Below are 22,983 nucleotides of genomic sequence, written 5' to 3'. Positions count from 1 at the left end.
GATCGAGGTGATGCCATCGCAGGCAAGCCAGCTCCCACATTAGATCTACATTGATTTATAGATCTATGAGCATCAATACCACCGCGCCTCACCGGGCGGGCGTTTCTTGAAGCGCTTCATGCTCCACATGTACTGGCTCGGGTAGGCGCCGACATAGCGCTCCACCACCTTGCTCATCGCCGCGCAGGACGTGGCGGTGTCGGTGCTGTACATATCTTCCGGCGCCGCTTCCAAAATCACTTTGTAACCCGAGCCGTCCGGCAGTCGCAGGGCATGCAGGAACACGCCCACGGCTTTGTGGCCCGCGAGCATGTTAGGCACGAACTTGCTGGTCAGCGCCTGGGTAGCAAAGAACGGCACGAAGATGCCTGCCGATTCCGCCGGCTCCGGGTCGGCGGGAATGCCCACCTGACCACCTTTGCGCACTTCCTTGATGACGCTGAGAATGCCTTCCTTGGTCGACGCGGCTACTCGGTTACCCAACTGCACCCGCTGTTTGCGCAACAAATCGTCCACCGCTTTCAGCTTCGGCGGTCGGTAGAAGATGATCGGTTTGCACTGGCTGCAATAGAAGTGGTTCAACACTTCCCAGTTACCCAGGTGGCTGGTGATGCCGACCACGCCTTTGCCCGAGGCCAATGCTTCATGCAGCACCTCCAGGCCTTCGACTTCACGCACCAGGTCGATGGAACGCTGGGCGGGCCAGATCCAGGCGCAGGCGCTTTCAGTCAGGGACTTACCGATATCCATGAGGCTCTGGCCGACCAGGCGCTCGCGTGCGGCGGGGTCCATGTCGGGGAAGCATTTGGACAGGTTGATCCGCACCGTCTCGCGGGAACGGTTGGGGGTTTTCCACATGATCCAGCCAATCGCCGTGCCGACCGCTTGAACCGCGCGCCAGGGCAATAGGGCAAACAACCGAAGAGCGCCTACCAGCAAGGCGCCTTTAAACTTTTCCACAGGTCACTCCTGATCGTGTGTGGTGCGCAAAGCCGCCATTCTAACCGGCGTTGGCCAAGTCCGCGTAACGGTCGCAGTCTTGAGTGTGGTCCATGACCATGCCCGAGGCCTGCATGAACGCGTAGCAAATGGTCGGCCCGACGAACGTGAAACCGGCTTTTTTCAGGGCTTTGCTCATGGCTTCAGCCTCTGGCGTAATAGCCGGGACTTGGCTGCGATCCTTGAAGTGATTGACCTTGGGCACGCCGCCGACAAACGACCAGAGCAAGCCAACCGGGTCTTCCAGGGCCAGCCAGGCAGCGGCGTTGCGGCGGGTGGCGTTGAGCTTGAGGCGATTGCGTACGATGCCAGGGTCGAGCATCAACGCTTCGATCTCAGCGTCGGTCAGTCGCGCCAAACGCTGGGCATCAAAACCGAACAAGACCTTCCGATAATGCTCGCGTTTGCGTAAAACGGTGATCCAGGAAAGGCCCGCCTGGAACCCTTCGAGCAAAAGCAACTCGAACAGACCCTGCGCATCGCGCAGCGGCGTTCCCCACTCCTGATCGTGATAAGCCATGTACAGCGGATCTTCAGAACACCAAAAGCAGCGTGGCATAAGGCTCCAGGGGATGGTGGCGCGGCCGAATCGGGTATACTCCCGCTCTTTAAATCGCAGCCCAAGTAACAGGTGAATTTCGTGAGCCAGCCTACGCCAGCCGTGCGTACCTTCCAAGACTTGATCCTCGCCCTCCAGCAATACTGGGCCGAGCAAGGTTGTGTGGTACTTCAGCCCTACGATATGGAAGTAGGCGCCGGCACTTTCCACACCGCTACCTTCCTGCGGGCCATCGGCCCGGAAACCTGGAACGCCGCTTATGTGCAGCCCAGTCGTCGCCCGACTGACGGCCGCTACGGCGAAAACCCGAACCGTCTGCAGCACTACTACCAGTTCCAGGTGGTATTGAAGCCGAACCCGGACAACTTCCAGGAGCTGTACCTGGGCTCGCTGAAACATGTCGGCCTGGACCCGCTGGTACACGACATCCGTTTCGTCGAAGACAACTGGGAATCGCCAACCCTCGGCGCCTGGGGCCTGGGCTGGGAAGTCTGGCTCAACGGCATGGAAGTGACGCAGTTCACTTACTTCCAGCAAGCCGGCGGCATCGAGTGCTACCCGGTGACCGGCGAGATCACTTACGGTCTCGAGCGCCTGGCCATGTACCTGCAAGGCGTGGACTCTGTCTACGACCTGGTGTGGGCTGACGGCCCGTTCGGCAAAGTGACCTACGGCGACGTGTTCCACCAGAACGAGGTGGAGCAGTCCACCTACAACTTCGAACACGCCAACGTCGAGAAGCTGTTCGAACTGTTCGACTTCTATGAAAGCGAAGCCAAGCGCCTGATCGAACTCGACCAGCCGCTGCCGTTGCCAAGCTATGAAATGGTGTTGAAGGCGTCCCATACCTTCAACCTGCTGGACGCCCGTCGTGCCATCTCGGTAACCGCGCGCCAGCAATACATCCTGCGTGTACGCACCCTGGCGCGTTCCGTCGCCCAAGCCTACCTGCTGGCTCGCGCCAAGCTGGGCTTCCCGATGGCTACCCCGGACCTGCGTGATGAAGTGTTGGCTAAGCTGGAGGCTGCACAATGAGTGCTCAAGATTTCCTGGTTGAACTGGGCACCGAAGAGCTGCCACCCAAGGCACTGAATACCCTGGCCGACGCGTTCCTGGCCGGTATCGAAAAAGGCCTGCAAACCGCCGGCTTGAAGTTCGCGGCAAAGAAAGTCTACGCCGCGCCACGTCGCCTGGCCGTGTTGCTGACCGCGCTGGAAACCCAGCAGCCGGACCGCAGCATCAACCTCGACGGCCCGCCGCGTCAGGCGGCTTTTGACGCTGAAGGTAACCCGACTCAAGCGGCCCTTGGTTTCGCCAAGAAGTGCGGCGTCGAGCTGAGCGAGATCGACCAAAGTGGCCCGAAACTGCGGTTCAGCCAGGTCATCACCGGCAAGCCGACCGCCAGCCTGTTGCCCACTATTGTTGAAGACTCGCTGAACGACCTGCCGATCCCCAAGCGCATGCGCTGGGGTGCTCGCAAGGAAGAATTCGTACGCCCGACCCAATGGCTGGTGATGCTGCTCGGTGACCAAGTCATCGACTGCACGATCCTGGCTCAGAAGGCTGGCCGTGATTCCCGCGGTCACCGCTTCCACCATCCAGAAGCCGTGCGCATCACCTCGCCCGCCAACTATGCCGCTGACCTGCGCGCCGCTTATGTATTGGCCGATGCCAATGAGCGTCGTGAGCTGATCAGCAAGCGCACCGAAGAACTGGCGCGTTTGCAGGAAGGCACCGCCATCGTGCCGCCAAGCCTGCTCGACGAAGTGACCGCGTTGGTTGAATGGCCGGTGCCGCTGGTGTGCTCGTTCGAAGAGCGTTTCCTCGATGTGCCGCAAGAAGCCCTGATCACCACCATGCAGGACAACCAGAAGTACTTCTGCCTGCTAGACGTTGACGGTAAGTTGCTGCCGCGCTTTATCACCGTGGCCAACATCGAAAGCAAAGACCCGCAGCAGATCATCGCTGGTAACGAGAAAGTCGTTCGCCCGCGCCTGACCGACGCCGAGTTCTTCTTCAAGCAAGACAAGAAGCAGAAGCTCGAAGATTTCAACCTGCGCCTGCAAAACGTGGTGTTCCAGGAAAAACTCGGCAGCGTCTACGACAAGGCTGTGCGTGTTTCCAAACTGGCCGCGTACATTGCGCCGCGCATCGGCGGTGACGCTGCCTGGGCCGCCCGTGCAGGGTTGCTGTCCAAGTGCGACCTGGCCACCGAGATGGTCGGCGAGTTCCCGGAAATGCAAGGTGTTGCCGGTTACTACTACGCCCTCAATGACGGCGAGCCGAACGATGTGGCGCTGGCGCTGAACGAGCAGTACATGCCACGCGGTGCCGGTGCTGAACTGCCGACCACCCTGACCGGTGCGGCCGTGGCCATCGCCGACAAGCTGGACACCCTCGTGGGTATTTTTGGTATCGGCATGCTGCCTACCGGCAGCAAAGACCCGTATGCCCTGCGCCGTGCCGCGCTGGGCGTGCTGCGTATCCTGATCGACAAGAAGCTTGACCTCGACCTGACCCAGGCCGTGGTGTTCGCTGTCGGCCAGTTCGGTGGCAAGGTCAAGCAAGGAGGCCTGGCCGAGCAAGTGCTGGAATTCGTGTTCGACCGCCTGCGTGCGCGTTACGAAGACGAAGGCGTGGACGTTTCCGTCTACCTGTCGGTACGTGCCCTGCAGCCGGGTTCGGCGCTGGACTTCGACCAACGCGTACAAGCCGTCCAGGCGTTCCGCAAACTGCCGGAAGCCGGGGCACTGGCCGCTGTGAACAAGCGTGTGTCGAACCTGTTGAGCAAGGCCGACAACCTCGGCAATGCCGAAGTCGACCCAGGCCTGTTTGCCGATGCCAAGGAGTTCTCGCTGAACTCGGCCATCGCCAAGGCAGAAAACGCAGTGAAACCGCTGCTCGCCGAACGCAACTACGCCGAAGCATTGGCGCGCCTGGCCACCTTGCGTGAGCCGGTGGATGCGTTCTTCGAAGCGGTGATGATCAATGCCGAAGATGCGGGCGTGCGGAAAAACCGCTACGCCATGCTGGCGCGTCTGCGTGGCTTGTTCATCAATATCGCTGACATTTCCGTACTGGGCTGATCATGTTGAAACTGCTGATTCTCGATCGGGACGGTGTCATCAATTACGACTCCGACGCTTACATCAAGTCGGTGGCGGAATGGATTCCCCTGCCGGGCTCGATCGAGGCCATTGCGCAGTTAAGCAAAGCCGGCTGGACGGTGGCCATCGCCACCAACCAGTCCGGCATCGCCCGCGGTTACTACGACATTGCCACCCTGGACGCCATGCACGCGCGCTTGCGCATGTTAGTGGCTGAGCAGGGCGGTGACGTGGGGCTGGTGGTGTACTGCCCCCATGGGCCGGATGAGGGCTGCGATTGCCGCAAGCCCAAGCCTGGCATGTTGAAAACCATTGCAGAACATTACAAGGTGCCATTAGCTGGGCTATGGTTCGTCGGGGACAGCCTCGGTGACCTGGAGGCGGCCAAAGCCGTCGACTCTCAGCCAGTTTTGGTTAAAACCGGGAAAGGCGAAAAGACCCAGGCGAAAAACCTGCCGGTAGGCACCTTGATTTTTGACGATCTGGCGGCCGTTGCCGCAGAACTTATCAACAACTAGCCGCCCTCGACTTCCTGACCAAGGATTGTTCGGGAGTGCGCTTTTAACAGGCGGGCCCTGTCCCGCAACGGTAAATGCCGCCATGTCGATTTTGCAGGCCATCAGAACCTTCTTCTTTTACCTGCTGTTGGGCACCAGTTCGTTTCTCTGGTGCACCCTGAGCTTTTTTATCGCGCCATTCCTGCCGTTCAAGGCGCGCTATCGTTTTATCAACGTCTTTTGGTGCCGCTGCGCGTTATGGCTGACCAAGGTGTTCCTGAACATCCGTTTCGAGATCAAGGGCGCTGAAAACGTCCCGGACCAACCCTGCGTGATTCTGTCGAACCACCAGAGCACCTGGGAAACGTTCTTCCTTTCAGCGTACTTCTCGCCGCTGAGCCAGGTGCTCAAGCGTGAGTTGCTGTACGTGCCGTTCTTCGGCTGGGCGATGGCCATGTTGCGTCCGATTGCGATCGACCGTGACAACCCGAAGGCTGCGCTCAAGCACGTGGCCAAGAAGGGTGACGAGCTGCTCAAGGATGGCGTTTGGGTGCTGATATTCCCGGAAGGTACTCGGGTGCCTTATGGCACCGTGGGCAAGTTTTCGCGAGGCGGCACCGCGTTGGCGGTCAATGCCAATCTGCCGGTATTGCCGATTGCACATAACGCCGGCAAATTCTGGCCGAAGTCCGGTTGGGCCAAAACTGCAGGCACCATCACCGTAGTCATCGGCGAACCGATGTACGCCGAAGGTGAAGGGCCGCGTGCCATTGCCGCGTTGAACGACCGCGCGGCAGCATGGAATGAAGCGCAGCAACGGGCCATGGGTTCGTTGCCTGCGCAGGCTGTTGTAGTCGAGACACCTGAGATTTGAGGATCTGTGGATAACCTGTGTACGGTTTGTTGGCGAATTGGCGTTTTTGATTCATAACAAGCTGATTTAATTACATATTTCTCAAGCTCATAAAATCTCGAAAAACGTGCATAAGTTTTTTTGCGCATTAAAAAACCGGTCCTAGTGACCGGTTTTTTATGCACAGGCGAAAGGTACGTTTTTCACTCGTCAAGCAGAGGCAGTTGCAGGCTGAAGGTTGAGCCTTTACCCAGCTCGCTTTCACACCTGATGCGGCCGCCATGACGCTCCAACACGGCCTTGACCATGGTCAATCCCAACCCCAGACCCTCACTGCCCTGGGCCGAGTCGAAGCGTCGATACTGGCTGAACAGTTCGGGCAAGTCTTCTGGCGCAATGCCGGGCCCCTGATCGCTGATACTGCATTCCAACCACCCTTGCGTACTGCTATGGCTCAACGTGACGGTAGTACCGGATGGGGAATATTTAATAGCGTTCTCCAGCATGTTGAACAGCGCCCGAGTCAGCAGTGATTGATCGGCTGAGACCATACCCTCATCCGCCTCGTCCAGGTCGTGAACCAAGTGAATGCCCTTGAGCTGCGCAATCACCGCCACTTGGTCAAAAGCATCCATTACCAGCATGGCGAACAGTGAGGGATGGAAGTGGTAGCCATCAGCTTCGGCTTTGGCCAACTGCACAAAGGACTCAGTGAGGCTCAACGCGCGCTTCACCTGTTGTTCGATCTGGGAAAATATGGGGGATTGGCCGTTGTGCACATCCAGCATCGCCAGGATCGCCGAGTGTGGCGCACGCAGGTCGTGGGAAAGAAAGCGCAGCATCGTCTCGCGGTGTAATTGGGCTTCACGTTCCTTGCTCAGGTCCGTCAGGCTCAGCAGCCAGCCAAGGGCGAGGTCGCCTTCAGCCGGCAGCAAGGGCGCAAGCTCCATGCGCAGGCTGCGTTGGTGGATGTCACGAAACTCAACGAGCTCCAACACTGACAGAGCAGGGCGTACGCCATTGTGCAGCGGTGGATAGCCCAGGTCGGCAAGTTGCTCGAGCAGATTTTCGTTCACCAGGTCATTACCGAACACCTCCCGCGCAATACGGTTAGCCAGCAGGATGTTGCCTTTGGGGTCTGTAATGAGAGTTGCCACCGGCAAGCATTCCAGACCGTCAGCCATAAACCGTCGGGTGTCGCGTGTGCGGCTTACCGCTTGCTCCAGGGCAAAGATCCGCGCTTGCAACACATCACCCTTACTGGCGGGCGCACGGCGACGTTCGGGAAGCACCTTGGGTTCGTTATCCAACCGCGCGAGCTCCCAGCCGAAGTAGGCAAGGATCACGCTGAGGCGGCGCCAATTCCAGATCAGGTAGCTGAGCAGCAACCCAATCAAACACGCAGCAGGCGACCACCAGTGGTCCAGGCGCAACAACACCCACGCGCCCAGCAACGCGGTAGTCATACAGCCTAGGGTCATCCACAGCGCGTAGCGTGGGCGATATAGCAACAAGCCCAGCAACAGAGCCACCAATGCGGTCGCCATGAGTGCCGACACCCCACCAGGAAGGTCGACAATGCTGCGCCCTAGCAAGAGACCATTGAGGACGTTGGCCTGGATCTCGACGCCCGCTGTCGTGCCGACGGTGGAGGAGAGCGGCGTAACGAAGCGATCGCCCATACCGGTTGCAGTGGAGCCCACCAGGATAAGGCGACCGCGCAGGCGCTCTGGAGGCACTTCACCGCGTAATACGCTGGCGTAGGACACACTGGGAAAGTGGGTATTGGCAGCGACGAAAGGAATACGAATGGCATTCTCTCGATGCCAGTACTGACTAACCGGCTGCAGAGGCGTCCCGGGCATTTCAGAGACTTGACCGCTCACCGTGTAAGCCAGCCACGCCAGTTGCGGCGCCATGTTATCGGGTGGCCCTTCGCGCATGAACAGGCTGCGTACTACGCCGTCGCTGTCCGCTTCGACATTGATATGCCCAAGGCCCCTGGCGCAATTGAGCAGCGGCAACAATTCCGCTTCCGGTTGGCTGTAACTGGCGACTTCTTCACGCAGCAAAGGCAACACGACATTGCCGGCATGACACACCGCTGCTGCGAGGCGCTGGTCATTGGCGGGTACGCCAGGTTCACTGAAAATCACATCGAACAGGATGGCTGACGGTTGCGCGGCACTTAGGCGATCGATCAGGTCAGCATGCAAATTGCGCGGCCAGGGCCATCGCCCCAGCTCTTTCAAGCTTTGGTCGTCGATGGTCACCAGCAAGATACGTGGATCCACCGGCAGCGGCGCCAGACGCCGAAGGCTGTCGTACAACGGATTGTTCAGCGCCAGGCCCGGGCTCAACGATAGGTAGGCAGTGATAGGCAACAACAACAGCCCTATCCACAACCACTCGCGAACCAACCCATGGAATAAACGTTGGGCGTGGGTGGGTTGGCGTTTCTCTGCCTTGTGCCAAAGCATCATTGGTCAGCCACCGGACACCTGAACCTGGGTAGCAGGTGGGTAATAGAAGATGTCATAAACCCCGGTTTCCCCCTCCAGGCCGTCCGCGTCGTAGGCTGACAGGCGTACGTGATAGAACGATGCTTTGAGCCCAGTGAAGCGCATTTTCGGCTCACTGGAAAAGTTTTCCTGCTTGATGTTCATGAAGGCCGTATCGGTAGCGACCTGGGCGCGATAACGCTGTGCACCGGGTAATGGCCGCAGGTACAAACTCCAGATCGGTGCCTCGCCTTTCTGGCCATCTTGACCGATTAACTCAGGCGCAGGGAGAAGCTCCACGGGCTTGAGCTCACCCTGTGTTTTGATGAGCAAACCTTGTCGTGCACCCACCTTTACTTCACTTTCGACGGGCCAGGTTTTTATCTCGCGATTGACCGCGACCTGTCCGTTGAGCACCTCCAACACCGATTGCTCGCCATCGCTGCGCACGCGAAAGTGTGTACCGCGCACGCCCAGAACACCCACGGGTGTCACGATCTGGAAACGGTCGTAATCACTGACCCGCTTGATCACATACGTCTCGACTTGGCCTTGCTCGAGAATGACCTGGGGAATCGACTGTTTCTCCACCAGGTGCAATCGCACGTGTGAACTGGAGGGCAGCACCACCCTCGAACCGTCCCCCAACAGTAGGCTGACAAACGCCGACGTTGATGTCTTCACACCTTCTTGCTCATCAATGGTCATGCCTTCCTGCAGCGGCTGTGCCTTGCCCGCGGCATCGAGCTTCCAGGCTTCCCCCGTCAGATGCTGCACAACCGCCGGCAACGGTTGCGCACGACACAATAATTGATCGTCGATATAGGCAGCGCGGTGCACCGTAGAAGCCTGCGTAGCCCCTATGACCAAAATTAATAACGAGGGCAGGGCACCGCATAATCGGTTGGCAGAAAAGGTCATGGAGCTCATCACGTTGGTGGTTCGAGAAGGCAACTGGCATCAAGACGCACATGTCTGCGGCAGTGCATGTGTCGGCTGATCCTTTTCCTCTGGGATGGGAGCCGGTATCTTTCCCACTTAGGTACCGAAGACTTTAAACGGATTAACGGCCCTTTGATATCAGCGTACCGACAGATCCAAGGAGGCGTTGAGTCTGGCCACAATTATTCAGATTCACCCACCGACCCTGCGCTGTATGTAGGTGACTGAACAGGCCGTCGGCTGCCGTATTTTTTTGGAGAAGGACCCACCCATGCGTGTCGCAATACTGGACGACGAACCCGCTGAATTGCGCCGGGTTGAACAGACACTGCGACAGATCCCCGGCACCGCAGAACAACCCTGGTCCCTGCATTGCTTCGAGCGCGGTGAAGACCTGCTGCGGCAATTGCGCCGGGAAACTTTTGACCTTTTGATACTCGACTGGCAATTGCCCGATATCACGGGTATCGCACTGCTGCGCTGGACGCGCGAACACATGGATTCACCGCCCGCCGTGATCATGCTCACCAGCCGGGATGCCGAGAGCGACATCGTCACGGCGTTGAACAGCGGGGCGGATGATTACGTCAGTAAGCCCTTTAGGCCTAACGAACTCAAAGCTCGGGTTAGTGCGGTCTTACGTCGTCATGGGCTGCAAAAATCAGCCAATAATGAGCTGCAAAGCTTCAACGACCTGACCTTTGATGACGCCGAGTTGACTGTCACGCGGGCAGGCAAGCCGATCAATTTGACCGAGCGAGAGTACCGACTGGCCAGTTGCTTGTTCGCCAACCTGGCTCGACCGCTCTCTCGCGAATACCTGTATGAACGATTTTGGTCCCATGAGGAAATGGTGTCTTCAAGGCCACTGGATACCCATATCTATCGGTTGCGTAACAAGCTGGGATTGACCGCTGACAGAGGCTGGCAACTGTTGACGATCTATGGATACGGCTACCGATTGGAGAGTGTTGCGCCTGCGACCCCAAGCTAAAATAGCGATGTTCCACGTGGAGCATTTCAAAAGCGCCTATTCATCACCCAATAAAAAAGGCCAACGCTGAGCGTTGGCCTTTTTGTTTTTGCAGAATCACCTGGCGCAGGTTCCAAAAATAGACGATTCGGGAAGCCCGGCAAACCTGGATAATTTTTTCGCGGACAAACAAAACCCCTACCTGTATGCGCAGGTAGGGGTTTCGGAATTTAATCTTGACGATGACCTACTCTCACATGGGGAAACCCCACACTACCATCGGCGATGCATCGTTTCACTGCTGAGTTCGGGATGGGATCAGGTGGTTCCAATGCTCTATGGTCGTCAAGAAATTCGGGTACTGAGTCGTGGCCAGCTGGCCTCGCTTCAGCAAATTGGGTATGTGACAGCTTTCGGTGTTTTGTGAGATTCGAACTTTCGGTTCTATCGTCTTCACACACCGCAATCTGGTCTCTTTCGCTTTTCAGCTCGGAGCATGCAAATTGCTTGGGTGTTATATGGTCAAGCCTCACGGGCAATTAGTATTGGTTAGCTCAACGCCTCACAGCGCTTACACACCCAACCTATCAACGTCGTAGTCTTCGACGGCCCTTCAGGGGACTCAAGGTCCCAGTGAGATCTCATCTTGAGGCTAGTTTCCCGCTTAGATGCTTTCAGCGGTTATCTATTCCGAACATAGCTACCCGGCAATGCCACTGGCGTGACAACCGGAACACCAGAGGTTCGTCCACTCCGGTCCTCTCGTACTAGGAGCAGCCCCTCTCAAATCTCAAACGTCCACGGCAGATAGGGACCGAACTGTCTCACGACGTTCTAAACCCAGCTCGCGTACCACTTTAAATGGCGAACAGCCATACCCTTGGGACCGGCTTCAGCCCCAGGATGTGATGAGCCGACATCGAGGTGCCAAACACCGCCGTCGATATGAACTCTTGGGCGGTATCAGCCTGTTATCCCCGGAGTACCTTTTATCCGTTGAGCGATGGCCCTTCCATACAGAACCACCGGATCACTAAGACCTACTTTCGTACCTGCTCGACGTGTCTGTCTCGCAGTCAAGCGCGCTTTTGCCTTTATACTCTACGACCGATTTCCGACCGGTCTGAGCGCACCTTCGTACTCCTCCGTTACTCTTTAGGAGGAGACCGCCCCAGTCAAACTACCCACCATACACTGTCCTCGATCCGGATAACGGACCTGAGTTAGAACCTCAAAGTTGCCAGGGTGGTATTTCAAGGTTGGCTCCACGCGAACTGGCGTCCACGCTTCAAAGCCTCCCACCTATCCTACACAAGCAAATTCAAAGTCCAGTGCAAAGCTATAGTAAAGGTTCACGGGGTCTTTCCGTCTAGCCGCGGATACACTGCATCTTCACAGCGATTTCAATTTCACTGAGTCTCGGGTGGAGACAGCGCCGCCATCGTTACGCCATTCGTGCAGGTCGGAACTTACCCGACAAGGAATTTCGCTACCTTAGGACCGTTATAGTTACGGCCGCCGTTTACCGGGGCTTCGATCAAGAGCTTCGCGTTAGCTAACCCCATCAATTAACCTTCCGGCACCGGGCAGGCGTCACACCCTATACGTCCACTTTCGTGTTTGCAGAGTGCTGTGTTTTTAATAAACAGTCGCAGCGGCCTGGTATCTTCGACCGGCATGAGCTTACGGAGCAAGTCCTTCACCCTCACCGGCGCACCTTCTCCCGAAGTTACGGTGCCATTTTGCCTAGTTCCTTCACCCGAGTTCTCTCAAGCGCCTTGGTATTCTCTACCCAACCACCTGTGTCGGTTTGGGGTACGGTTCCTGGTTACCTGAAGCTTAGAAGCTTTTCTTGGAAGCATGGCATCAACCACTTCGTCATCTAAAAGATGACTCGTCATCAGCTCTCGGCCTTAGAATCCCGGATTTACCTAAGATTCCAGCCTACCACCTTAAACTTGGACAACCAACGCCAAGCTGGCCTAGCCTTCTCCGTCCCTCCATCGCAATAACCAGAAGTACAGGAATATTAACCTGTTTTCCATCGACTACGCTTTTCAGCCTCGCCTTAGGGACCGACTAACCCTGCGTCGATTAACGTTGCGCAGGAAACCTTGGTCTTTCGGCGTGGGTGTTTTTCACACCCATTGTCGTTACTCATGTCAGCATTCGCACTTCTGATACCTCCAGCAAGCTTCTCAACTCACCTTCACAGGCTTACAGAACGCTCCTCTACCGCATCACTTACGTGATACCCGTAGCTTCGGTGTATGGTTTGAGCCCCGTTACATCTTCCGCGCAGGCCGACTCGACTAGTGAGCTATTACGCTTTCTTTAAAGGGTGGCTGCTTCTAAGCCAACCTCCTAGCTGTCTAAGCCTTCCCACATCGTTTCCCACTTAACCATAACTTTGGGACCTTAGCTGACGGTCTGGGTTGTTTCCCTTTTCACGACGGACGTTAGCACCCGCCGTGTGTCTCCCATGCTCGGCACTTGTAGGTATTCGGAGTTTGCATCGGTTTGGTAAGTCGGGATGACCCCCTAGCCGAAACAGTGCTCTACCCCCTACAGTGATACATGAGGCGCTACCTAAATAGCTTTCGAGGAGAACCAGCTATCTCCGAGCTTGATTAGCCTTTCACTCCGATCCACAGGTCATCCGCTAACTTTTCAACGGTAGTCGGTTCGGTCCTCCAGTTAGTGTTACCCAACCTTCAACCTGCCCATGGATAGATCGCCCGGTTTCGGGTCTATTCCCAGCGACTAGACGCCCTATTAAGACTCGCTTTCGCTACGCCTCCCCTATTCGGTTAAGCTCGCCACTGAAAATAAGTCGCTGACCCATTATACAAAAGGTACGCAGTCACCCAACAAAGTGGGCTCCCACTGCTTGTACGCATACGGTTTCAGGATCTATTTCACTCCCCTCTCCGGGGTTCTTTTCGCCTTTCCCTCACGGTACTAGTTCACTATCGGTCAGTCAGTAGTATTTAGCCTTGGAGGATGGTCCCCCCATATTCAGACAAAGTTTCTCGTGCTCCGTCCTACTCGATTTCATGACTAAGAGATTTTCGCGTACAGGGCTATCACCCACTATGGCCGCACTTTCCAGAGCGTTCCGCTAATCTCAAAGCCACTTAAGGGCTAGTCCCCGTTCGCTCGCCACTACTAAGGGAATCTCGGTTGATTTCTTTTCCTCAGGGTACTTAGATGTTTCAGTTCCCCTGGTTCGCTCCATACACCTATGTATTCAGTGTAAGGTAACCATCTTATGATGGCTGGGTTCCCCCATTCAGACATCTCCGGATCAAAGTCTGTTTGCCGACTCCCCGAAGCTTTTCGCAGGCTACCACGTCTTTCATCGCCTCTGACTGCCAAGGCATCCACCGTATGCGCTTCTTCACTTGACCATATAACCCCAAGCAATCTGGTTATACTGTGAAGACAACATTCGCCGAAAATTCGATAATACTCAATTACGAGTAACTCACAAATTTTACCTTAGCCTGATCCGTTACCAGTGAAAGTAACGTTCAGTCTATCTTTCTATCACATACCCAAATTTTTAAAGAACGATCTAATCAAAGACTAGAAATCAACATTCACCATCTTAACAATGGAATGCTCATTTCTAAGCTTTCATACAATACAGTTACGCTCTTTATTTAGAGCGCACACTTATCGTCTTCTTCAATGAATCAAGCAATTCGTGTGGGAACTTATGGAGCAGCTGATGTCGTCGATTAAGGAGGTGATCCAGCCGCAGGTTCCCCTACGGCTACCTTGTTACGACTTCACCCCAGTCATGAATCACACCGTGGTAACCGTCCTCCCGAAGGTTAGACTAGCTACTTCTGGTGCAACCCACTCCCATGGTGTGACGGGCGGTGTGTACAAGGCCCGGGAACGTATTCACCGCGACATTCTGATTCGCGATTACTAGCGATTCCGACTTCACGCAGTCGAGTTGCAGACTGCGATCCGGACTACGATCGGTTTTGTGGGATTAGCTCCACCTCGCGGCTTGGCAACCCTCTGTACCGACCATTGTAGCACGTGTGTAGCCCAGGCCGTAAGGGCCATGATGACTTGACGTCATCCCCACCTTCCTCCGGTTTGTCACCGGCAGTCTCCTTAGAGTGCCCACCATTACGTGCTGGTAACTAAGGACAAGGGTTGCGCTCGTTACGGGACTTAACCCAACATCTCACGACACGAGCTGACGACAGCCATGCAGCACCTGTCTCAATGTTCCCGAAGGCACCAATCTATCTCTAGAAAGTTCATTGGATGTCAAGGCCTGGTAAGGTTCTTCGCGTTGCTTCGAATTAAACCACATGCTCCACCGCTTGTGCGGGCCCCCGTCAATTCATTTGAGTTTTAACCTTGCGGCCGTACTCCCCAGGCGGTCAACTTAATGCGTTAGCTGCGCCACTAAGAGCTCAAGGCTCCCAACGGCTAGTTGACATCGTTTACGGCGTGGACTACCAGGGTATCTAATCCTGTTTGCTCCCCACGCTTTCGCACCTCAGTGTCAGTATTAGTCCAGGTGGTCGCCTTCGCCACTGGTGTTCCTTCCTATATCTACGCATTTCACCGCTACACAGGAAATTCCACCACCCTCTACCATACTCTAGTCAGTCAGTTTTGAATGCAGTTCCCAGGTTGAGCCCGGGGATTTCACATCCAACTTAACAAACCACCTACGCGCGCTTTACGCCCAGTAATTCCGATTAACGCTTGCACCCTCTGTATTACCGCGGCTGCTGGCACAGAGTTAGCCGGTGCTTATTCTGTCGGTAACGTCAAAACACCAACGTATTAGGTTAATGCCCTTCCTCCCAACTTAAAGTGCTTTACAATCCGAAGACCTTCTTCACACACGCGGCATGGCTGGATCAGGCTTTCGCCCATTGTCCAATATTCCCCACTGCTGCCTCCCGTAGGAGTCTGGACCGTGTCTCAGTTCCAGTGTGACTGATCATCCTCTCAGACCAGTTACGGATCGTCGCCTTGGTGAGCCATTACCTCACCAACTAGCTAATCCGACCTAGGCTCATCTGATAGCGCAAGGCCCGAAGGTCCCCTGCTTTCTCCCGTAGGACGTATGCGGTATTAGCGTCCGTTTCCGAACGTTATCCCCCACTACCAGGCAGATTCCTAGGCATTACTCACCCGTCCGCCGCTCTCAAGAGAAGCAAGCTTCTCTCTACCGCTCGACTTGCATGTGTTAGGCCTGCCGCCAGCGTTCAATCTGAGCCATGATCAAACTCTTCAGTTCAAACATCTTTGGGTTTTTAAGAAACCCTAAACTTGGCTCAGCAATCGTTGGTTACATCTTTGATTTCTCGCGGAGTAACTTGTGATGCTGATAATCTTGTTGACTATCAGTCTGACTCCACAAGCACCCACACGAATTGCTTGATTCAGTTGTTAAAGAGCGGCTGGTTAAGATCTTTCGTCTCAACCGAGGTGCGCATTCTACAGCACCTCACCAGCTAACACACTTAAAATTTTATGATCTTTCAATAAAATCAAATACTTAAGTAGCAACTTTGTTCAAGTTGCTCGTCAGCGGGAGGCGAATAATACAGTATTAGAATACGTGGTCAACCCCCCATCTAAAAATTATTTTTCCATGCTAAAAAGCCTGCTGTCGTTAGAAACGTCCCAAGACCTTGGCAGCAAATAATGCGCGCAAAAAAAAGCCCGCTGTCCGCGGGCCTTCTTCGCATGGTCGGCATATCAGTGGTGATTAGCCGAACCACTATTCTGTGCACCTACACCTGATCAGAAGTCCAGGTTGGACACCGCCAAGGCATTGCTCTCGATGAAGTCACGGCGAGGTTCGACCGCATCACCCATCAGGGTGTTGAAGATCTGGTCTGCGCCAATGGCGTCTTCGATGGTCACGCGCAGCATGCGACGCTGAGCTGGATCCATGGTGGTTTCCCACAACTGATCAGGGTTCATCTCGCCCAGACCTTTGTATCGCTGAATGGTGTGACGCTTGGTGCTTTCCGCCATCAGCCAGTCCAAGGCTTCCTTGAACTCCTTGACCGCTTTCTTACGCTCGCCACGTTGAATATAAGCACCATCATCCAGCAGGGTGCTCAACTGCGCGCCGAGGGTCACGACCGTCTTGTAGTCATTACTGCCGAAGAAGTCGCGGTTGAAGGTGACGTAATTCGACAGGCCGTGGGAGATCAACTCGACCTCTGGCAGCCACACATTACGTTCACGGTCTTCACGCAGACTGGCTTTGTACACCAGGCCGGACTTCTCAACAGTACGCAGGCGTACTTCGTACTGGGCCAGCCAATCTTGCATCGCTGCATGATCACCCAACTGCTCCAGACTTACGGCCGGCAGATAGATGAAGTGCTCGGTCAGTTCCTGAGGGTACAGGCGCGACAGACGCTTAAGGGTCTTCATCACCATGCGGAAGTCGTTAACCAGACGCTCCAACGCCTCACCCGAGATACCCGGCGCTTCGTCGTTCAAGTGCAGGCTGGCATCTTCCAGTGCCGACTGCGTCATGTACTCTTCCATGGCGTCGTCGTCTTTGATGTACTGCTCTTGCTTGCCTTTTTTCACTTTGTACAAAGGCGGCTGCGCGATATAGATGTAGCCACGCTCGATCAACTCAGGCAACTGACGGAAGAAGAACGTCAGCAGCAAGGTACGGATGTGCGAACCGTCGACGTCAGCATCGGTCATGATGATGATGTTGTGGTAGCGCAGCTTGTCGATATTGTACTCGTCACGGCCAATACCGCAGCCCAACGCCGTGATCAAGGTGCCAACTTCCTGGGAGGAAATCATCTTGTCGAAGCGGGCCTTCTCGACGTTGAGAATCTTACCTTTCAACGGCAGGATCGCCTGGGTGCGACGGTTACGACCCTGCTTGGCGGAACCGCCAGCAGAGTCACCTTCCACCAGGTATAGCTCGGAGAGGGCGGGGTCCTTCTCCTGGCAGTCAGCCAGCTTGCCTGGCAAGCCAGCAATGTCCAGCGCGCCTTTACGACGGGTCATCTCACGGGCTTTACGCGCCGCTTCGCGAGCACGTGCAGCGTCGATCATCTTGCCGACAACCAGCTTGGCTTCGTTCGGGTTTTCCAGCAGGAAGTCGGAGAAGTACTTACCCATCTCCTGTTCCACGGCGGTCTTCACTTCGGAAGAGACCAGCTTGTCTTTGGTCTGGGAGCTGAACTTAGGATCCGGCACTTTTACCGAGATAATCGCGGTCAGGCCTTCACGCGCATCGTCGCCGGTGGTGGCGACTTTGTGCTTCTTGGCCAAGCCTTCGGCTTCGATGTAGGTGTTCAGGTTACGCGTCAGTGCAGAACGGAAACCCACCAAGTGAGTACCGCCGTCGCGCTGTGGAATGTTGTTGGTGAAGCACAACAGGTTCTCATTGAAGCTGTCGTTCCACTGCAGGGCGATTTCCACGCCGATGCCGTCTTCACGCTGGATGTTGAAGTGGAACACCTGGTTGACCGCAGTCTTGTTGGTGTTCAGGTACTCAACGAACGCACGCAGGCCGCCTTCGTACTTGAACAGTTCTTCCTTGCCGCTGCGCTCGTCCTTGAGGACGATACCCACACCGGAGTTGAGGAAGGACAATTCACGAATACGCTTGGCCAGGATGTCCCAGCTGAAGTGGATATTCTTGAAGGTTTCGTCAGAAGGTTTGAAGTGGATCTGCGTACCGGTAGATTCACTGTCGCCGACGATTTTCATCGGCTCCTGTGGCACACCATGCACGTAGGTTTGTTCCCAAATCTTGCCACTACGGCGAACGGTCAGGATCAACTCCTCAGACAGAGCGTTCACTACTGACACGCCTACACCGTGCAAACCGCCGGAGACTTTATAAGAGTTGTCGTCGAACTTACCGCCGGCGTGCAGCACGGTCATGATGACCTCAGCCGCCGAAACGCCTTCTTCTTTGTGTACATCGACCGGAATGCCGCGACCGTTGTCGCGCACCGTGATGGACTCATCCGGGTGGATGATAATGCTGATGTCGTCGCAGTGACCGGCCAAAGCTTCGTCGATGGAGTTGTCGACCACCTCGAACACCATGTGGTGCAGACCGCTACCATCATCGGTGTCGCCGATGTACATACCGGGACGTTTGCGTACGGCATCCAAACCTTTCAGCACTTTAATGCTGGTCGAGTCGTACGTGTTTTCTTCGCTCATGCCTTCACTCCCGATGGTCGTGGGTCTGGGTGATACGGCCCTGTTCCACGTGGAACAAAGCGACTGGCGTTTCCGTCTGCCAGCCTTCCCTCAATAATTCGTGGTCTACACAGGTAATAAACACCTGGCAGCGTAAGTCTTCCAACAAGCGGCATAACGCGCGGCGGTGTTGTTCGTCTAGTTCAGACGGCAAATCATCCACCAGATAAATACACTGGCCGCGCCGGGCTTGGCTAACCAAATGCCCTTGGGCAATCCGCAGCGCACACACCACCAACTTCTGCTGACCACGGGACAAGATATCCGCGGCATTATGTGCGCCTAGTCTAAGGCGCAAATCAGCCCGTTGGGGCCCCGCCTGGGTATGGCCAATCTGCTGATCCCGTTGCAAGGACGTGGCGAGCACTGCGCTCAGTTCACGTTCTTTATCCCAACCACGGTAGTAGCTCAGCGTCAGCCCTTCGAGATCCAACAACTCACTCAAGGTCTGCTCAAAGACTGGTTTCAAGGCTTTGATATAGGCGCGGCGGTATTCATCTATTTCGTCGCTGGCCAGGCACAGTTCCCGGTCCCAGGCCGCTTGCGAAGCGGCGTCAAGTGTACCATGCCGCAGCCATGAGTTCCGCTGCCGCAGGGCCTTCTGCAGGCGCTGCCAAGTGGCCATGAACCGCGGTTCCACATGGAATACTCCCCAATCGAGGAACTGCCTGCGGATTTTCGGCGCACCTTCCAGAAGGCGGAAACTGTCAGGGTTGATCAGCTGCAGTGGCAGAATTTCGGCGAGTTGCGCGGCACTACGGGCATTTTGCCCGTCGATGCGAATTTGAAACTCCCCCTGGCGATCACGAGATATCCCCAGGCTGCTGTGCCCTCCTTCGGCCAATTCGACTTGGCCAAACACCGTGCACGCCAATTGCTCGTACTGAATCACCGGCAACAAGCGAGCGCTGCGAAAGGAGCGTGCCAGGCCCAATAAGTGAATGGCCTCCAGCACACTGGTTTTGCCACTGCCATTGGCGCCGTGGAGGATATTGATGCGGGGTGATGGGGAGAAGGTCACCGGGTGCAGATTGCGCACCGCGGTGACCGAGACGCGACTAAGGGACATCTAGCTTCTGCTGAGCATGGTTACAGGCGCATCGGCATAACAACGTAAGCCGAGTCGTCGTTGTCGGATTCCTGCACCAGGGCGCTGCTGTTAGAGTCCGACAGAATCAGGCGAACCTGTTCGGTGGTCATCACACCCAGTACGTCCAGCAGGTAGCTCACGTTAAAGCCGATTTCCAGCGAGCCGCCGTTGTAGTCGACACCCACTTCTTCTTCAGCCTCTTCCTGCTCCGGGTTATTGGCCTGAATTTTCAGCTGACCGTTGGCCAGTTGCAGGCGAATACCACGGTACTTTTCGTTCGACAGAATTGCAGTACGGCTGAACGCTTCACGCAGGGCCTGACGATCACCAATCACCAGCTTGTCGCCACCTTTAGGCAGCACGCGCTCGTAATCCGGGAATTTGCCGTCAACCAGCTTAGAGGTGAAGGTGAATTCGCCGGTGGTGGCGCGGATGTGGTGCTGACCCAGGACGATGCTGACATTGCCATCCGGCTCGGTGAGCAAACGCGCGAGCTCAAGAATACCTTTACGCGGCACGATCACCTGGTGACGGTCCGGCTGACCGATATCGGCCTTCATCGAGCACATGGCCAGACGGTGACCGTCGGTGGCAACGGCGCGGATAATGCCTTCCGATACTTCCAGCAACATACCGTTGAGGTAGTAACGCACGTCCTGTTGGGCCATGGCGAAGCTGGTGCGCTCGATCAAACGGCGCAGCTTGCTTTGCTCCAGGCTGCAGGTCAGCGAGCCCGGGCCCTCTTCCACCGTTGGGAAGTCGTTGGCAGGCAACGTCGACAGGGTGAAACGGCTGCGACCGGCCTTGACCACCAGCTTCTGCTCATCAACCTTGATGTCGATCAGCGCGTCGTTGGGCAGGCTCTTGCAGATGTCCATCAGCTTGCGCGCCGGCACAGTGATTTCGCCCGGTTCAGCAGGCTCTTCCAATTGAACACGGCCAACCAGTTCGACTTCCAGGTCGGTACCGGTCAAGGACAATTGCTGGCCTTCGACCACCAGCAATACGTTGGAGAGCACCGGCAAGGTCTGTCGGCGCTCGACGACGCCTGCGACCAGTTGCAGGGGTTTCAACAGGGCTTCGCGTTGAATGGTGAAATGCATGGTCTAGTCCCTTGCCTTAATAAGCTGCGCTGGTGTCATCAAGTAGTCAGTGTACGCAGCAGGTTCTTGTAGTCCTCGCGAATATCCGCGTCGGATTCCTTAAGTTCGTTGATCTTGCGGCACGCGTGCAAGACCGTGGTGTGGTCGCGACCGCCAAACACATCACCGATTTCCGGCAGGCTGTGGTTAGTCAGCTCTTTAGAGAGCGCCATGGCCACCTGACGAGGACGTGCCACCGAGCGCGAGCGGCGCTTGGAGAGCAGGTCGGAAATCTTGATCTTGTAGTACTCAGCCACGGTGCGCTGGATGTTATCCACACTCACCAGCTTGTCTTGCAGTGCCAGCAGGTCTTTCAGGGATTCACGAATCAACTCGATGGTGATGTCGCGACCCATGAAGTGCGAGTGAGCAATGACCCGCTTGAGCGCGCCTTCCAACTCACGCACGTTGGAGCGAATGCGTTGAGCGATGAAGAAAGCGGCATCGTGGGGCAGATCGACTTTCGCCTGGTCGGCCTTTTTCATCAGGATCGCGACACGGGTTTCCAGCTCCGGCGGCTCTACCGCAACGGTCAGGCCCCAGCCAAAGCGCGACTTCAAACGCTCTTCCAGGCCTTCGATTTCCTTCGGATAACGGTCACTGGTCAAGATGACCTGTTGGCCACCTTCGAGCAAAGCGTTAAAAGTGTGGAAAAACTCTTCCTGGGACCGTTCCTTACGCGCGAAGAATTGAATGTCATCGATCAGCAAGGCATCAACCGAGCGATAGAAACGCTTGAACTCGTTGATTGCATTGAGCTGCAAAGCCTTGACCATGTCAGCCACGAAGCGCTCCGAGTGCAGGTACACGACCTTGGCATTCGGGTTCTTCTTTAATAGGTGGTTACCCACAGCATGCATCAAGTGCGTCTTACCCAAGCCAACGCCACCATAAAGGAAGAGCGGGTTGTAACCATGCTTGGGGTTATCGGCCACCTGCCAGGCTGCCGCCCGGGCCAACTGGTTGGATTTACCTTCGACGAAGTTTTCGAAGGTGAAAGTACGGTTCAAGTAACTGGTGTGCTTGAGCGCACCTTCTACCTGGACGGTACGCTGTTCCGCGCGGACCGGAGCTTGCTGAGAGCTGGCACCGGCCATGGGATCAAAGCTGTCGCGGGACGGCTCTTCATTTATAGGTGCGTTTTTCTGTGACGCCGATTTTGAAGGCGTCTGGGCGACCGGTGCTGATGAGTTATTAACAGGTGCCACTGCTGCCTGAGCCTGAGAGGCACTCGTGGCCAACGGCGCATTCGGCGCAGCACGCGGTGCAGAGCTACGTTTGCTGCCTATTAATAAGGAAAGCACAGGCGCGCGGCCATTACCGTGCTCATCGAGCAATTCGAGAACGCGGCTCAGGTACTTCTCGTTGACCCAGTCGAGAACAAAACGATTCGGCGCGTAGACACGCAACTCGTCGCCTTCGGCTTCGACCTGTAGCGGACGGATCCAGGTGTTGAATTGCTGGGCAGGCAGCTCTTCGCGCAAAAGCTCCACGCACTGCTGCCAAAGTTCCACTGACACGGATATCCCCTAAGTTGAAAGCCGGTGAGGCAAAAACAGCCGCCATTGTAGCGGCCAGTCGCCTACTTATCCACACGTAGGTTGCTCACAGGGCACCCAAAATCAATGCGTTAAGCGTAAAAAAGCCGACCAATGGTCTGTGCATAAGCTCTGTGGATAAGCGCACCTAAGCTCGTTGTACAAGTGGGGTCGAAAGTCTGTGGGTAACTGGCCTGTGGATAAAACCCCATTCCACACACAGCTTATCCGACAGCGCAGCACAGGCAGAGCACCGTTTCTCCCCCGTGTTGTCATTCTCTGTACATCAGGTGGAATGTGGCCTTAAGGCAGTTATCCACAGAAGATCGCTCCCCTAGCTTTTATAAGCTTTACAGAAAAGCTTTAAATAACTTCCTTCTTTATTTTTATATCTATGGCACTGCTCATGAAAGCCGAGCGAACAGAAACGTGCTGATGGGCCTGAAGAATCTAATTAAAGGAAAAGCTGGTTGGAAATTGACCTAGAGGCTTGCTTTCTCTAGAATCGCCGGTCTCTTAAAACGGGGGCCATTCC

Annotated in this window: 13 protein-coding genes and 3 rRNA genes; 5 read left to right on the top strand and 11 right to left on the bottom strand. The window is 55.8% G+C overall.

The window, feature by feature from the left end; all coding sequences use genetic code 11:
• Nucleotides 1-72: 72 nt before the first annotated feature.
• Entirely contained in the window at nucleotides 73-960 is an 888-nt protein-coding gene (locus A7J50_RS00080; protein ID WP_064449994.1) for a lysophospholipid acyltransferase, read from the bottom strand.
• 40 nt (nucleotides 961-1,000) lie between these two features.
• Nucleotides 1,001-1,558: a DNA-3-methyladenine glycosylase I gene (locus A7J50_RS00075; protein WP_064449993.1), complete on the bottom strand. Its 558-nt coding sequence runs from the start codon at nucleotides 1,556-1,558 to the stop codon at nucleotides 1,001-1,003.
• A gap of 81 nt (nucleotides 1,559-1,639) precedes the next feature.
• Here A7J50_RS00075 and glyQ point away from each other — a divergent pair, with 81 nt between their 5' ends.
• The 4 genes from glyQ to A7J50_RS00055 all read left to right on the top strand — a co-directional run bounded on the left by glyQ (nucleotide 1,640) and on the right by A7J50_RS00055 (nucleotide 6,036).
• Nucleotides 1,640-2,593: a glycine--tRNA ligase subunit alpha gene (gene glyQ, locus A7J50_RS00070; protein ID WP_003213601.1), complete on the top strand. Its 954-nt coding sequence runs from the start codon at nucleotides 1,640-1,642 to the stop codon at nucleotides 2,591-2,593.
• Nucleotides 2,590-4,644 carry a glycine--tRNA ligase subunit beta gene (gene glyS, locus A7J50_RS00065; protein WP_064449992.1) on the top strand — a complete coding sequence of 685 codons (2,055 nt, stop codon included), beginning with the start codon at nucleotides 2,590-2,592 and terminating at the stop codon, nucleotides 4,642-4,644. The genes glyQ and glyS overlap by 4 nt, the downstream gene beginning before the upstream one ends.
• Nucleotides 4,644-5,183, top strand: a complete 540-nt coding sequence (gmhB, locus tag A7J50_RS00060) for a D-glycero-beta-D-manno-heptose 1,7-bisphosphate 7-phosphatase (protein WP_208604456.1) — start codon at nucleotides 4,644-4,646, stop codon at nucleotides 5,181-5,183. Before glyS ends, gmhB begins: the two co-directional genes overlap by 1 nt.
• A gap of 82 nt (nucleotides 5,184-5,265) precedes the next feature.
• A complete protein-coding gene (locus tag A7J50_RS00055; protein ID WP_064449991.1) occupies nucleotides 5,266-6,036 on the top strand; it encodes a lysophospholipid acyltransferase family protein in 771 nt (256 codons plus the stop codon).
• A gap of 182 nt (nucleotides 6,037-6,218) precedes the next feature.
• On the opposite strand, the gene A7J50_RS00050 is transcribed toward A7J50_RS00055, so the two are convergent.
• The gene (locus tag A7J50_RS00050; protein WP_064449990.1) at nucleotides 6,219-8,498 is read right to left on the bottom strand and encodes a CHASE2 domain-containing protein; all 2,280 of its coding nucleotides are present in this window, start codon (nucleotides 8,496-8,498) and stop codon (nucleotides 6,219-6,221) included.
• 3 nt (nucleotides 8,499-8,501) lie between these two features.
• Nucleotides 8,502-9,446, bottom strand: a complete 945-nt coding sequence (locus A7J50_RS00045; protein ID WP_064449989.1) for a FecR domain-containing protein — start codon at nucleotides 9,444-9,446, stop codon at nucleotides 8,502-8,504.
• Between the two features lie 283 nt (nucleotides 9,447-9,729).
• Between A7J50_RS00045 and A7J50_RS00040 the strand changes: the two genes are divergently transcribed.
• The gene (locus tag A7J50_RS00040; protein WP_064449988.1) at nucleotides 9,730-10,452 is read left to right on the top strand and encodes a response regulator transcription factor; all 723 of its coding nucleotides are present in this window, start codon (nucleotides 9,730-9,732) and stop codon (nucleotides 10,450-10,452) included.
• A gap of 213 nt (nucleotides 10,453-10,665) precedes the next feature.
• On the opposite strand, the gene rrf is transcribed toward A7J50_RS00040, so the two are convergent.
• The 7 genes from rrf to dnaA form a co-directional block, all read right to left on the bottom strand.
• Nucleotides 10,666-10,781, bottom strand: a 5S ribosomal RNA gene (gene rrf, locus A7J50_RS00035).
• Nucleotides 10,782-10,949: 168 nt separating this feature from the next.
• Nucleotides 10,950-13,841, bottom strand: a 23S ribosomal RNA gene (locus tag A7J50_RS00030).
• A 334-nt stretch (nucleotides 13,842-14,175) separates the two neighbouring features.
• A 16S ribosomal RNA gene (locus tag A7J50_RS00025) occupies nucleotides 14,176-15,712 on the bottom strand.
• The 16S, 23S and 5S rRNA genes sit together here, the layout of an rRNA operon.
• Nucleotides 15,713-16,221: 509 nt before the next feature.
• On the bottom strand, nucleotides 16,222-18,639 hold the full coding sequence (gyrB, locus tag A7J50_RS00020) for a DNA topoisomerase (ATP-hydrolyzing) subunit B (RefSeq protein ID WP_064449987.1): 2,418 nt from the start codon (nucleotides 18,637-18,639) through the stop codon (nucleotides 16,222-16,224).
• 4 nt (nucleotides 18,640-18,643) lie between these two features.
• Nucleotides 18,644-19,747, bottom strand: coding sequence for a DNA replication/repair protein RecF (recF, locus tag A7J50_RS00015; RefSeq protein WP_064449986.1), 1,104 nt, complete (start codon nucleotides 19,745-19,747; stop codon nucleotides 18,644-18,646).
• 20 nt (nucleotides 19,748-19,767) lie between these two features.
• The gene (gene dnaN, locus A7J50_RS00010) at nucleotides 19,768-20,871 is read right to left on the bottom strand and encodes a DNA polymerase III subunit beta (RefSeq protein WP_053258802.1); all 1,104 of its coding nucleotides are present in this window, start codon (nucleotides 20,869-20,871) and stop codon (nucleotides 19,768-19,770) included.
• Nucleotides 20,872-20,909: 38 nt separating this feature from the next.
• On the bottom strand, nucleotides 20,910-22,430 hold the full coding sequence (dnaA, locus tag A7J50_RS00005) for a chromosomal replication initiator protein DnaA (RefSeq protein WP_064449985.1): 1,521 nt from the start codon (nucleotides 22,428-22,430) through the stop codon (nucleotides 20,910-20,912).
• Between the last annotated feature and the right edge of the window lie 553 nt (nucleotides 22,431-22,983).

Origin of the sequence: Pseudomonas antarctica, assembly GCF_001647715.1 — a bacterium.
GTDB lineage: Bacteria > Pseudomonadota > Gammaproteobacteria > Pseudomonadales > Pseudomonadaceae > Aquipseudomonas > Aquipseudomonas antarctica_A.
This window is presented reverse-complemented; position numbering and strand designations above follow the sequence as displayed.